Raw genomic sequence first — 13,355 nt, 5'->3', positions numbered from 1 at the left:
GGGAGGCCCACCCGGCCTCCCCCGGCGCCGGAGCCGTATGTCGTTGATCTGCGGGGTGGGGCGGCTCAACCTCCCTTTCTTTCGCCGCTGTTGACGGCGCGAGGGAATTCGGACACCTCGGTGATGCAAATCATCAACAGAAAAGCTCAAGAATAGCGAATATCGCCGTCATTAGTTGTCGGAGTGCCGCCGGGTTCCTGGTGAGAGGCCCTGCGTCGACTCCGAGTCGCAGCCCGGCAGGCCGAAAGACCCGTATGAGAGGCAGAATTCCGAGCCGGCGGCTCACGATCTACCTCGGCGCGGACGGCCGCCTGCCCGCCGACACGGCGGTGTGGCCGCGCACCCGACCTTCCGTGGGGTGACGCCGTGGCCGCTCCCGGGGCCGACACCGGTGCCGGGAGCGGCCAAGCCCCGTCCGGTAGCTTGACCGGCGTCACGCAATCGGCGCCCGGCCGAGGGGACGTGAGGAGCCGGCCCGGCACAGGGGACGTACATGCGGCAGCTCACACCCGACAATCCGACACACATCGCGCGCCACCGGCTGCTCGGCCTGCTCGCCGAGGGCGGAATGGGCCGGGTGTACCTCGGGAGGTCCGAGAGCGGGCGCACCGTCGCGGTCAAGGTCGTCAAGCCGGAGTACGCGCGGGACCCCGAGTTCCGGCGACGGTTCGCGCCGCCCGCAGTGTCGGAGGGGAATGGACCGCCGCGGTCCTCGACGCCGACATCGAGGCCGCCGTGCCCTGGGTCTCCACCCAGTACGTCCCCGGCCCCGATCTGCACACCGTCGTCTCCCGCGACTACGGACCGCTGCCCGAGCACTCCGTGCGCACCCTCGCCAACCGGCTGGCCCGCGCACTCCAGGACATCCACGGCGCCGGACTGGTCCACCGCGACCTCAAACCCTCCAACGTCCTCGTCACCGTCGACGGGCCCCGTGTCATCGACTTCGGGATCGCCCGCGCCCTGGACGCAGATCGCCGAGGCGACCGGAGACCTGCCCGCCGGGATCTGGCTGCCGAGCGAGGTTCTGGCCCGACTGGGCAGCCACGCGGCCCGCTTGCTCGACCTGGAACCGGGGCCGATGCCGGAACCGCGGCCGGAGGCGAGGCCGGGGCCGGAGATGAGGCCTGGGTCGAGGGCGGAGCCGGGGCCGGGGTCGGGGTCGGAACCGCACCTCGTTCCCCCGACGCCAACGGTGTACGACAAGCCGGCGGCGCCCCCTCCGGCTGCACCGGTCCCCGGATACGCGGGGCCCACACAACCGGCCGCGGTGTTGCCGGCACCACGACAGCCGGCATCCGCCGCTGCTCCGGCGGCTGAGGGGCTGCCGACACAGCCCGGCGCCGAGGTGCGGCGGGTCCGGCGGGGCGCCCTGGTGGGAGCGGCGCTGACCGTGGTCGCCATGTATGGGACTCTGGGGAGGCGCCCTGCCGCTGATGGCCTTCCAGCTCCACCTGTGGACCGGCGACGGGCGGAGCGTCGACGCGAACCAGTCGACCTACGAGCTGCTCGATCTCGACCGCTTCCCGGACCCGGCCCCGCAGGACGGCCTGCTGCCTTGGTCCTGGCTGCTGACGGCACTCCTCGCGCAGGCCGTCCTCGTGCACCGGGCCACCGGGCCGCGCCGGACGCCCGCCACCGTCCCGCGCCTGCTGGGGTACGCCTGTGCGCTCGCCCTCCCGGTGCGCCTCGTCGTGGCCGACCTGTGGTGGGAACTGCCAGACCTGACCAGCTCCCTTCCCTCCGGTGTCATGGAGAGCGCCACCTTCTCGTACGAGGGCGGCTGGTGGCTCCTCCACGCCGGCGCCTTCCTGGGCCTCGCCGCCTTCCTCTGGCAGGACCTCCGGTCGTTCCGTACGCGGGTACCGACGGTCTGACGGGTGCGCCGCCCGTGGTTCATGCCGAGACGTAACGGTGGAGCACCTGGCGCAGATGGTCCGCGCCCCTGCCGAGGCGGTCCGCCGCGGCGGGCGAGGCGACGAACGCGACCTCGTCGAGCTCGGGCCCGGCGCCCCGCCCGGTCTCCGCGGCCACGAGCCCGGCGTGCCGACGGAGTACGAGGGCGCGGGTCACCGGCGGGGCGAGGAAGTGGAACCCGAGGCTGCCGAAGCGGCGTCCCCGGGTGACGGCGAACAACCGCACGTCCTCGTCGGGGATCCGGATCCCGATCTCCTCGGTCAGCTCACGCACCGCGTTCCGTCGCAGGACTCCCGCGTCGAGGGGGTGACCGTCCGCCGGCGGTTCCACCGAGCCTCCCGGGAGGGTCCAGCTGCCGGCGGCGGCAGTGGCGGAGGACCCCCGTCCGACCACGAGACCCGCCTCGGTGGGCATGAGCACGGTGACGAACACCGACCCGGGTACGTCCTCGGGAGGCCGGAGCCGTCGCAGCGCCCGGTATCGGTAGGTGACCCGCGCCCACCGCACCACCAGCGCACCGGGTGCGGGGAGATCGGCGCCCAGGCTCGCGACCAGGGGGCCGTCGAAGGTGTGGGGGTGGCGGGCCCGTGTGTCCACCCACATCCGGTTCACTTCCCTCCGCTCCCTCGGTGACAACGCGGGCGGCGGATGTTCGACGAAGGTGATCCGGTGGGCATCGAGAAACTCGACGGGCTCGATCGGACGGTGCTGCGCGGGACCTTCGTTCATCAGGGGTGCGACCTGTCGTCGGGGAGAAGGGACCGGCCCCCGCCGGAGACCTTCCGGGGCGTCCGAGGTGGTGGGCCGGGCGGTCCGAGCCGGTCGCGAAGGAGCTCCTCCGCCTCGTCGAGCCGTTCGCGCAGCTCGACCGCCGCCAGGGCACGGTTCCGGGCGTACGCCTCCAGGGACGGGGTGACGGGTCCCAGCCCGTCGACGACGGTATTCAAGGGATAGACCGTGCACCCGAGGTACGCAGCCGCCAGCCGCACCACGCTCACCAGCTCCCGCACCGGCAGCGTCGGGTGCAGTTCGTGGTAGGCGGCGACGAGCCGTGCGAGGCCCTGCGGCCAGTCCGCGTGGGTCAGCACGGTGCGCGGATCGAGCGCCAGGCGACCCAGTTCCCATATGGGGTCGCGCCGGCCCGGCGGACGGAAGTCGATCACGGCGGCGACCCGGGCGCCGCGCAGCAGCACGTTCGGCCCCGACAGATCCCCGTGCACGATCTGCGAGGTCGTCTCCGACGGCGCCTTCTCCAGCAGCCGTTCCACGAGCGGCAGCGCGGCCAGCCGTTCCCGTGCGGTCCTCGACGCCCACTGTTCGAAGCCGCTGCGCGGCGGCTCCGCCTCGTACCGCCGGACCAGATCCATGAGCCGCCGGCGAGCGCGCCCCGGGTCGAAGGACCGGTCCCGTGCGCCGAGCGCTGGCGGGCCCAGCGGGTGGCGGGCCAGGCCCCGGTGCAGACGTCCGACCGCCGCGCCGACCGCCTCCCATCTCCGGCCCGTGAGCTGCCCGTCGGCCGTGACCGCCCCCGCGACGTAAGCCGTCACGGACAGGGTCGTGCCCTTGTACGAGGCGACCAGCCGCTCCTGGTCGACGACCGGGCGGGCCCGCGCGACGGGTACGCCGCACAGCCGGGCGTACTCACTGAGCCGGGCCGCGCCCTCGGCCCGCGCGAGATCCGTCCCGGCCGCGTACGTCTTCACGAACCAGCGGTCGCCCGCGGCCGTCCGCGCCACGTAGTTGCGGGTCTCGGTACCCGCCGGCCCCTCGCTGAGGGAGGCCGGAACGATACCGAACTCGCCCGCGAGCAGGAGTGTCACTCGGTCGAGGCGCGCGCGGGAGCTGATGGTCACGCCACAGCCTTCCCGCTGGACACGGCGATATACGCCACCGACGTCACCGACCGCCGTCACCGAGGCCGGAGTTCCTCGCGGACTGCGACAGGTTCGAACAGGAGATCGCCGAGGAGATCAGTCCTCCGAGCGTGCCGCGGTGAACATCGCCTCGAAACGGGTGGCGTCCTCGGCGGAGCGCCCGGACACCTTGAGCGTGACGGCCCTGATGCCGGTGAGGGCCCCTCCCGGGGCCCGGGTCGGCTCAGGAGACGGACCTGCCGAAGAACTCCAGCTCCGCCACGGCCACCTGCTTCTGCGGGTCGGCCCGCCATGCCGTGCGCAGCACCAGCTGCACCGTCAGGGCGTCACGCACCCGGACGTCGACGCGCTGGGTGCCCCCGTCGTTGATGCGGTGCTGGGACAGATGCGTCTCTCCCGAGGAGTCCTTGACCACGAGCTCGAAGGTGCGCGGAGTCGCCTGGCCGTCCGCCTGGGTGGTGTTCTTCGAGCTGCCGGGGGTGATCAGGACGCTCAGGAGATCGGTCGGCTCCGCGAAGCGGGCCTCCAGGTACTGGCCCGCGGAGTCACCCGCGTACCCCGTGCCCCACCACGTGTTGGAGTACCCGTCGCCCGCCAGCCTCGGGTCCTGCCTCGGCGCGGAGTGGGTGGCGGCCCAGGCGACGGGGTGCACCGGGACCCGGGTGGCGAAGTGGTCCTGGACCGCGCGGGCCGCGGGCGGGCCGCCGACGATCCCGCCTACCACCACGGTCACCACGGCCGCGGCGATCAGGGCGCGGACGATCCAGCGGCCGCGGTCGCGGCCGAGCCCGGGGCGTCGGCCCGCGTACGGGCCCTCGGCCGTGGAGAGCTGCTCGGGGACCATGGGGGTCGCGCAGAAGCGGCAGAAGTGACGGCCCGGGGTGTTGGCCAGCGCGCAGGCCGGGCACGGGGTCCCGCCCGCGACCGGGGCGGGCCCCTCTGCGGCCCGGACCGTCGGCCGCGCGGCCTCCGGGCGGGCGGGGAGCACGGGCGCGGCGACGGCCGGTTCCGCGGGGCGGTTCCCGGGGACCGGGACGAGGAGGGACCGTACGAGAGTGTCCGACGGCCCCTCGGTCGCGGGCCGCGCCTCCGGTACGGCGGCCGGCAGCGGCGCCGTCGAGGTCGAGTCGACCGCGGGCAGCGGGGCGGTGACCTCCTCCGGGTCGACGGCGGAGCGGCCGTCCGGCGCGCGGGAGTCCGACGGGTCGGCTTCGGCGTCCACCGCGACATCGGTGCCGGGCGTCGAAGCGGGCGGCGTGGCCGGCTCGGACCGCTCCGGGAGGCCGGGCGTGTGCTCGTCCGCGGCGGTGGGCACCGACTCCTCCCGGTCCGGGGCCCCGCCTGCCGGCGGCGTTCCGCCGGGGCCGGCGGCGGCCCGATCGGCCGAAGTGCCGGTCGACGGACCGGACGGCGTCGCCGCTCCGGCCGGGCTGTCCCACCGCAGAAACGCTCCGCAACTGTCGCAGAACGACTGGTCCGCCGCACGCACCGGGCTCGCGCAGTCCGGGCAGGGACGGGACTGGGGCGCGTCACTCATGAGGGTCAAGCTCCTTCGGGTGTACGGGAAGAGGTCGCGGTGGGCGAACCGGCAGTGGTCGCCCCCGGGGGTACGGAACGGCTCGCCGGGACGGAGGGCACATCACCCGGCGCGGGTCGGGCAGGCTCCGGAGGAGACGGCCCCTAGGGCGTACCGGCCGCCGTCACCGACACCGTGAACGGCAGGTGCGCCGGCCGGGCCGCCGCCACGACCGCGCGCAGCCGGTGCGCGTCCACGGTGGACGGATCGGCGACCCGGAGGACGACGTGCAGCCCGGCCACGGGAGAGCCGGGGAACGGGCCGAGCGGCGCCGCGGACCAGCTCGCGCCCCCGCTCTCGGTGATCTCCGGCGGCACACCGAACGCCAGCCGGACCGCCGCCGCGAGACCCTGCCGGGTGCCGCGCACCCGGTGCAGCGCCACGGCCGAGGCGACCGCGTGGCGGCGCAGCGCGAGCGACTCGCTGCCGTCCACCTCCGCGCCGACCCATGTCGCCAGGTAGTCCACGAAGTCGGCGGGAGCGAGCGCGGGCGAGAAGTACGCCTCCAACGAGTCCAGCACGTTGAACAGGGGAGCGAGGACGACGTCCAGCCCGGACACGAACCGCTGCCCGAAGTCGTCCTCCGCGTAGACGGCGGGCAGCGCCGCCCCCAGCGGGTACGGGGTCGCAAGACCGGGAACCGTCCCCCGCGCCGACCCGCTCACCGGGCCTCGATCACACGGACGCGGTGGTCGAACGGAAAGAGCAGCGCGGACGGTGCCAGCTCGATCCGGTCCGTCGTGTCGCCCCTGCGGCCGGTCAGCGGATCGGCCGGATGCAGCAGCACCTCGTCCACCAGCTCCACCCCGGGCACCCGCTGGAGCGCCGCGAAGACCTCACCGGCCCGCAGCGGGCGGCCGAACGGCCACCCCTCGCCGTGCGCCCCGCCCGTCAGCGGGTCCAGGTAGGCGTACAGGGTGTCCAGGGCGTCGGCACGTACGCGCTCCGCCTCGGCCGCGCGGAAGGAGTGGAGCGTCGCCACCACCGTCACCCCCTGGTAGAAAGGCGGTCCGACGGCCAGTCGGGTGCCCAGCGGGCGGCGCTCGTCGAGGAATCCGGTCACCCGGGACAGCAGCTCCTCGCCCGGGACGAGCTGCTCGAAGCGCAGCCTGCCGCCCCGGTCCGGTACGGCCTGCGGGACGACCAGGACCCGGACCGCGTTGTCACCGGACTCGGCCGAGTCCGCCGCCAGGCAGGAGATGCGGGCGGCCTCGGGCGCCGCCCGGCGCGCCAGCTCCTCGTAGTCCCGGGCGGTGACCGCCCGTTCCTGCGCCCGGAGGCTGATCGGCGCGCGGGACTTGGCCTCCTCGACCGTCTCCCCGTCCACTCCGCCCCGTGCCGCCTCGCGGTTCTCCACGCGTGCGATGTACGGGATGGAGCTGCGCAGGACGGTGATCGTGGAGCGGGCCACGTTGCCCGCCCGGCCGCCGCCGGTGCCGTAACGGACCGCGCGGATCGCCGCTCCCTTCGGCGGCACGGCCCCGAACTGCCGCAAGGTGCCGTCCGGCTGGCGGACACACGGGCCGAAGGCGATCTCGCCGGTGGTCGCGTCCAGGGTGAAGTGCCGGTCACCGGGGCGCGAGGAAGCGAAGTCGCGGACCACGCTCCACTCCTCCCAGCCGGCCTCGGGGTCCTCCTCGTCCATGCCGCCGTCCGCCCGCTCGGCGACCTGGAGCAGCAGCGGCGGCCGGTCCACGACCGGCGCGTGCGCGAGCCGCACCCGCTGCGCCGGGACGCCCTCCGACGCTCCCAGCTGCTCGTTCAGCACCGCCTCGGCGTGCGCGGCGCGCACCGTGCCGCCGATGGTGAACGCGGCCGCCGCCCGTACCGTCGGCGACTCGCTGTACGACGGCAGGCCCTCCGCGGGCTCCACCACCCGGCAGCGCACCCAGCCCGCCTCGTGCCCCCCGAGCCGGGAGACCGCGTGCCCGGCCGGCATGTGCAGCACCACCTCGCCCGGACGGTTCAGCCCGCCCGTCGTGTCCTCGTCGACCTCGCACCCGACCCAGCCCTCGGTCCCGGTCCAGGCCTCCCACACCAGTGGAGGCCTGCGCGGGTCCACGCCGACGCCGTCCACCCGGCTGTCCAGATCGAGGACGAGCACACAGTCCGGCACGGCCGCCGAAAGCCCGAGCAGCAGCAGATCACCGACGCGCGGCAGGGGCGAGAACGCGGGGACGTCCTCGCCGCCGAGCAGGTCCTGGGAGCGGTCCTCGGGCGTGCCCCCGGCCTCCTGGCGCAGGACGTGGGTCAGCGAGCAGGGCACCACGGTCAGATCGGCGGTGGTCGCGAAGACGACCGCCTCCTCCGTCTCCGTACGCCCGGTGGACACCTCCGTGCCGGTGGGCAGCACCACCGGCTCCGGCTGCGGCGCGGAGAGGCGGAAGGTGATCTCTGCGCGGGCCGCCGCGGGCGGGAACAGCGTCACACCGAGCAGGTCGAGGAAGGCCAGATGGTTCTTCTCCGGGACCCGGTTCAGGCGGTAGACGAGCTGGTCCGCCATGTGCGCGACCGCCTCGACCAGGGTGACACCCGGGTCGGACACGTTGTGGTCGGTCCACTCGGGGCACGCCTGCTGGATGTAGCGCTTGGCGTCGTCGACGAACTGCTGGAAGCGGCGGTCGTCGAGATGGGGTGCGGGCAGGGCCATGGCGGCTCTTTCAGTCCTCGGAGGGGATGACGTAGAAGGGGAAGACGAGGTTGCGCGGGTTGTTGGCACCGCGCACCCGGTAGCCGATGTCGATGTAGAGGGTGGTCGGCTCCCCGGGCGCGGGGGTGACCGTGACCTCCTCCACCTCGATGCGCGGCTCCCAGCGGTCGAGCGAGGACATCACCTCGTACCGGACCCGCCCCATCGTCGAGTCGTTGACCGGCGCGAACACCAACTCGTGCACGGCGCAACCGAATTCGGGACGCATCGGCCGCTCGCCCGGTGCCGTGGCGAGCACCAGGCGCATGGACTCCTCGATCTCGCGGTCGCGCCGGACGAGCGCGATGGAGCCGCTCGGTCCGGTGCGCAGGGGGAAGGCCCACCCCGCGCCGACGAAGTGCTCACTCAAGGGACGGTCCTCCTCTGGATTCCAAGAGAGACGGGGTGGGGGCGGTCATCAGAACGGCAGGTTCGCCACGACGGGATTGGGCATCGGGACGGTCGAGGTGACGAAGGCCGGTGCGTTGACGACGGCCTGTGTCAGCGCCGAGACCTTGAACTTCGCCCCCGCCTTGATGTCCACGCCCAGCCCCGCGTCGAGCTTGATCCGCCCCTTGGCGGAGAGCGTCAGATCCATCCCCGACTCGACCGTCACTCCCCGCGCCCCCGTGATGGTCACCGTCCCGTCGCTGTCGATCGTCAGGGTGGTGCGGGCTTCGTTCAGCTCGACGCTCAGACCGCCCTTCGCGGTGCGCAGCCGGATGCCGTGCGAGGCACGCGTCCGGCCGCCCTCCTCGCGCAACTCCACCGTGTGACCGGTGCGCGAGGTCATGGCCCGCCACTGCACCCGGCCGCTGGTCGGGTCGACGGGCGGCACCCGGTCGGTGGCCGGGGTGTGCTTGTCGACACCGTTGTAGAGCCCCGCCAGGACGTACGGGTGCTCCAGCGACCCCCGGTCGAAGGCGCACAGCACCTCGTCGTCCACCTCGGGGAGCATGAGCCCGCCGCCACCGCGTCCGCCGAGCTGGGCCACCCGGCACCAGCCGCTCTCGTACGTCGCCGAGAGCCAGGGGAATCGCAGTCTGACCCGGCCGAGCGAGAGCGGGTCCTTGGTGTTGGTGACCAGGGCGACCGCGACACCGGGCATCGGCGGCGCCGTCTCCCCACCGCCGGACGCCGTCCCGTACAGCGAACGGAACTGGCGTCCCGACACGGTCAGCCAGGTCGCGAACTGCCGCCCCGAGGCGAAGACATGACGGACACCCGTGGCGGTGTAGCGTCCCTCGAAGGGGAACCCCGCCCCCTTCACGGCCACCGGCTGCCCCGGCTTCAGAGCAGGATTGCCGGTGACGGCGACCTCCACCTCCGCGAACGATCCCGTCACGTCGTCGGCGAGCGCCGTTGCCGCCTGCGTCACCTCCGACTGCGTGGTGAACGGCGTTTCGGTGGCGGCGAGTTCGGCCGGTCCGAAGGGGGCGGAGAGCTGAGCCGGGGTGATGTCGGAGACGATCTCCCTGCTCGTGGCGGCAGGCGTCGGCGAGGACAGGGCCTGCTTGGTCCGGGGATCCCAGCCCCGCACATCGACCTTGCCGACCTGACCGGCCGCCGTCACGGACACCCGGCTCTGCAGGGTGTTGCTCCCGAAGTCCAGGACGTACGGGCTGACCGCCGCGGGCGTGGTGTCGGCGGGCGCCGAGGAGGCCGGCGGCAGCGCGGCGAACACGAGCCGGCCCGCCGTGTCCAGGGAGAGCCGGACGTCGTTCTCCCGCGCGAGCCGGGACAGGAAGTCCCAGTCGGTGATGTTGGGCTGGGTGGCCAGCTCGTACACGGTCGGCGTCGCGTCGATCCTGCCGATCGGGATGCGGTTGAGCCCGGCGAGCTTCCGGACGATGTCGGAGGCCGTCATGTTCGGGTAGCCCTCGACGCGCCGGCTGCGCAGCAGTCGGTGGCCGGGGTCGTAACCACGCACGATCAGGTACCTGCCGTGGCCGGGCGTCGCGTCCACCTCGACCGCGGTCACCTCGCCGGTGAGCATCGGCTCACCGAGCCTGCCGTCGGTGAAGGGGGACAGCACCGCCATGGCGCCGACCTTGAGGAACGGGAACTTCGTGGTGAGGGTGCCGTCCTTGTCGCTGAAGGTCAGCTGGAAGGCGGACGGGACGTTGACACTGGCGTCCACCCACCCCTCGGTGAGGCGGACCGCGAGCGGGTCCGGCAGCGGCGTGCCGTCGAGCTGCACGTGGAGGACGGTGGTGAAGGTCTTCTCGCTCATGAGGCGCCCTCGGTCTCCGGCGTTTCGGTGGTGGACGGGAGCAGCAGTTCCGTGCCGGGCCGCAGCCGCATCGGATCGTCGATGCGGTTGGCCTCGGCGATGACCCGCCAACGGGTGGCGTCGCCGTACTCGCGCCAGGCGAGCGAGGCGAGGGAGTCCCCGGCGACCGTGCGGTGCACCCGGCGCGCCGAGAGCGCGCCGGACGTCGGGTTCTGCTTCTTGGTCGCGCCGGCGATCTCGGTGAGCGAGAGCGAGCAGGTGGCACGGATCGGAATGCCGCTGGGGCTGAAGAGCGTGTACGTCGCCGACACGGACGTCACGTACGCGACGAAGCGAACGGTCGAGAACGACCCCCAGGAGAACTGCACCCACGGTGGCGAGGGCGCCTTCGCGGCGATGCTCTGCTGGGTGACCTCGCAGCAGGAGAGCAGCAGTTCCACCTGCTGCTGCACGTCGTTGGAGGACGGGTCGGCCGAGCGGTCGAGGAAGACCTCGAGCTGCAGCTGGGCGGGCTCGCTGCCGGTGAACTTCGGTGGCGCGCCCCGGTCGTAGGCGACGGCCTGCTCGGTGAACCAGTGCGCGGACCGGCTGAGCTGGAGCTGGTCCGGATTGAACTCGAACTTCACCTCGCCGAGCTTGCCCCCGTACGAGTTCGAGAGGTCGGTCGGCGGTTGGTGGATGGCGAGCGAGGCGCGGGAGAGCCCGCTGGCCGCGAGCCCGGCGAAGGACGGGGCCATCTCAGGCGCCTCCCGCGTCGGTGAAGCCGTGGTGCGCGATCTCCAGGGTCTCGGTCGCGACGGCCGGATTGGCAGGATCGAGGGTCGGGCCCGTCCAGCGGACCGGCAGCACCTCCACCAGGCCCCACTGGGCGACGATCGATCCGTCGGCACGCAGGGCCGCGATCTGCGCCGTCGGGCGGGAGATACCGGTGGCGAGCGAGGAGATCCAGGCCGCCACACGCGCGGTCTCGGGGGTGAGGGGGCGGGTGAGACGGATGGTGGAGAAGGTGACGCGCGTGGGCAGCTGCCAGACGAAGCCGTTGTTGCCGCCCTCGCGGCGCTGCTCCACCTCCACCTCGGAGGAGAGACCGTCGCAGCTGTTGAACAGGCCGAGGTCCTCGCCGTCGATGGTGAGCTTGAAGAAGACGGTGGATGCGGGGTCCAGCTGCTGGGTCATGATGGCGGGTCTCTCGGATCGTGGGTGGTGTCGGGGTCGATCTCGATGTCGGGTGCGGCTCCGGTGACGGTCGGGGCCGGCATCGGGGCGCGGGGTCAGCGGCCGTGGTCGCGGAGGCGGCCCACGCGCTCGCGGTCGGCACGGAGCTCCGCGCGCAGGAGCCGTGAGAGCGGGGTGACGAGTCGGCGGGCCAACTCGTCCAGTTGGGTGGGCGATTCGGAACCGGCGGTGCGAGGGGCGGCCGGGGTGTCGGCGGCTGTCCGCTGTACGGAGGTCTGGGCGGGCGCGGTACGGGTGACCGTCGCCGCACGTGGGGCGTGAGGAAGCGGAGCCGGCGCGGGCGAGGACCGCTGGAGCGGGGTGGGCGTCACCACGGGGGTGACCGGGCCTGGGGCGGCCGCCGCGCCGGTCTCGGGGGCGCTCTGGCGCTGGACGACCACCGGTCGGGCGACCGGGCGCGCCGCGGAGGGCGGGGAGATGGGCACGACGGGCACGCCGGGGCGAGGGACTCCGCCGGTGGGTGGGGTGGCGGAGGCACGCTGCACGGCGGGGGAGGGGGCAGCTGAGGAGGGAGAAGAGGAAGGGGCAGCGGCGGCGGTCGGCCTGACGAGGGGAACGGCGGCGGGGGCGGCGAGGGGTGCGGCCGGACGGCCGCCACCGGGTGCGGAGCTCGGGGCCCGGCCGAGGGGAGTACGGGGAGAGTCGGGCGCGCTCGCGGCGCTCGGCGGGTTCGCCGCGCCGGGGAGGCTCGGGATGAGCGGCCGGGTACTGGCGAGCGGGAGAGTGGCCCGGCGCTGGACGGCGGGGGCGGTGGCCCGGGGGACGTCGGTGACGGTGACCACGGGGGGAGGGGTGGACGCCGGGGAGGGGGTGGGCGGGACCGGCCCAGAGGTGGAGGTGGAGGAAGGGGCGGGGGCGGGGGCCACGGGGGTGGTGGGCCTACTCGTGGCGGGCGGCGCGCCGGGGACGTCCGGCGCCGTGGGCCGGGAGTGAACCCCGGGTGCTGCCGCTCGCTGGACGGGAGCCGGATCGGCCGCACTCGGGACCGGGGCGGCCGTGGGGCTCCCCGGGGTGGTCGACACCGTGGGACGGGCGGATGCCTCCACCGGCGCGACCGTGCGCGTGATCGGTGCCCCGATCGGGGACCGTCGGGGGGAGGCGCTCGCGTGCGGCGCGGGCGTCGAGACGGTGGCCCGCTGCACGGGGGCACCGAGTCCCGGCCGGGCCGGGGGAGTCGGGGCCGGTGAGCTCGGTCGACTCGGCCGAGTGGTCGGGGCCTGCGGGACGGCGGGTGAGGCGGCGGCCGCGGGGGTCGACCGGGACGTAGGAGCTGTCGCGGTCGTGGGGGCCGTGGGGGCCGTGGGGGCCGTGGGGGGCGCCGGGCGTGCGGGCGTCGTCGGTATCGGCGAGGGCGCGGGCGGGGCGGCGGGCGCCCGCGCGATCACGGGTGCCGGATTCGCCGAGGGCGCCGACGCCGAAGGCCGTACAGGCATCGGTGTCGACACGGGCGTGGGCGAAGGCGTTGCGACGGGGCTGCCCGAGGAGTCCCGCGGTGCCGAAGCCTTCGGGGGTGCGGGCGTGGTGACGGCGCTCCGAGCCACCGGGACCGCAGGAGGCGCCGGAGTCGCCGGGCTGGAAGGGCGTGCCGGAGCGGCGGAACGGGTGCCTGCCGTCGGAGCCGCAGGAGGGGTGGGGGCAGCGGCCGGCGCCGGCCGGGGAGAGCCCGCGGGGCTCGCCTTCGGTGCCGGTGCCGCTGACTCCGGGGCGGACGGGCTCGCCGGCGGCGTGGATGCCGTCGTGTTCCAGTCGGCGCCCGGGGCGCGCCGCGAACGGCGTACCGGAGGGCGGCGCTGGACCGGAGTGGCCGGAGCGACCGGAGTGGCCGGCGTG

11 protein-coding genes and 1 pseudogene are annotated in these 13,355 nt (G+C 74.2%); 2 read left to right on the top strand and 10 right to left on the bottom strand.

Going from position 1 to position 13,355, the window contains the following annotated elements:
• Positions 1-493: 493 nt before the first annotated feature.
• Together IE311_RS37435 and IE311_RS26920 are read left to right on the top strand one after the other, a co-directional pair.
• Positions 494-972, top strand: a pseudogene (locus tag IE311_RS37435) (serine/threonine-protein kinase); the annotation flags it as partial.
• Positions 973-1,406: 434 nt separating this feature from the next.
• Complete coding sequence (locus tag IE311_RS26920) at positions 1,407-1,877, top strand: hypothetical protein (protein ID WP_189834413.1); 471 nt, start codon at positions 1,407-1,409, stop codon at positions 1,875-1,877.
• Positions 1,878-1,896: 19 nt separating this feature from the next.
• Here the strand turns inward: IE311_RS26920 and IE311_RS26915 are convergent, their stop codons facing one another.
• From IE311_RS26915 to IE311_RS26870, 10 genes are all read right to left on the bottom strand, one after another.
• On the bottom strand, positions 1,897-2,646 hold the full coding sequence (locus IE311_RS26915; protein WP_189834412.1) for an NUDIX domain-containing protein: 750 nt from the start codon (positions 2,644-2,646) through the stop codon (positions 1,897-1,899).
• Entirely contained in the window at positions 2,646-3,770 is a 1,125-nt protein-coding gene (locus IE311_RS26910) for a phosphotransferase enzyme family protein (RefSeq protein ID WP_189834411.1), read from the bottom strand. Before IE311_RS26910 ends, IE311_RS26915 begins: the two co-directional genes overlap by 1 nt.
• Before the next feature lie 244 nt (positions 3,771-4,014).
• Positions 4,015-5,328 carry an NADase-type glycan-binding domain-containing protein gene (locus IE311_RS26905; protein WP_189834410.1) on the bottom strand — a complete coding sequence of 438 codons (1,314 nt, stop codon included), beginning with the start codon at positions 5,326-5,328 and terminating at the stop codon, positions 4,015-4,017.
• 143 nt (positions 5,329-5,471) lie between these two features.
• Positions 5,472-6,032 carry a phage tail protein gene (locus tag IE311_RS26900; RefSeq protein ID WP_189834409.1) on the bottom strand — a complete coding sequence of 187 codons (561 nt, stop codon included), beginning with the start codon at positions 6,030-6,032 and terminating at the stop codon, positions 5,472-5,474.
• The gene (locus IE311_RS26895; RefSeq protein WP_189834408.1) at positions 6,029-8,017 is read right to left on the bottom strand and encodes a putative baseplate assembly protein; all 1,989 of its coding nucleotides are present in this window, start codon (positions 8,015-8,017) and stop codon (positions 6,029-6,031) included. The genes IE311_RS26900 and IE311_RS26895 overlap by 4 nt, the downstream gene beginning before the upstream one ends.
• A 10-nt stretch (positions 8,018-8,027) precedes the next feature.
• A complete protein-coding gene (locus IE311_RS26890; RefSeq protein ID WP_189834407.1) occupies positions 8,028-8,426 on the bottom strand; it encodes a GPW/gp25 family protein in 399 nt (132 codons plus the stop codon).
• A gap of 48 nt (positions 8,427-8,474) precedes the next feature.
• Positions 8,475-10,289: a VgrG-related protein gene (locus tag IE311_RS26885; RefSeq protein WP_189834406.1), complete on the bottom strand. Its 1,815-nt coding sequence runs from the start codon at positions 10,287-10,289 to the stop codon at positions 8,475-8,477.
• A complete protein-coding gene (locus IE311_RS26880) occupies positions 10,286-11,026 on the bottom strand; it encodes a CIS tube protein (protein ID WP_189834405.1) in 741 nt (246 codons plus the stop codon). Before IE311_RS26880 ends, IE311_RS26885 begins: the two co-directional genes overlap by 4 nt.
• A gap of 1 nt (position 11,027) precedes the next feature.
• A complete protein-coding gene (locus tag IE311_RS26875; protein WP_189834404.1) occupies positions 11,028-11,465 on the bottom strand; it encodes a phage tail protein in 438 nt (145 codons plus the stop codon).
• A gap of 95 nt (positions 11,466-11,560) precedes the next feature.
• The gene (locus tag IE311_RS26870) at positions 11,561-11,959 is read right to left on the bottom strand and encodes a hypothetical protein (protein WP_189834403.1); all 399 of its coding nucleotides are present in this window, start codon (positions 11,957-11,959) and stop codon (positions 11,561-11,563) included.
• Between the last annotated feature and the right edge of the window lie 1,396 nt (positions 11,960-13,355).

The sequence above is a fragment of the Streptomyces zaomyceticus genome (assembly GCF_014656215.1).
Classification (GTDB): Bacteria; Actinomycetota; Actinomycetes; order Streptomycetales; family Streptomycetaceae; genus Streptomyces; species Streptomyces zaomyceticus.
Note: the sequence above shows the minus strand (reverse complement) of the source record. Positions and strands in the feature narration are given on the sequence as shown.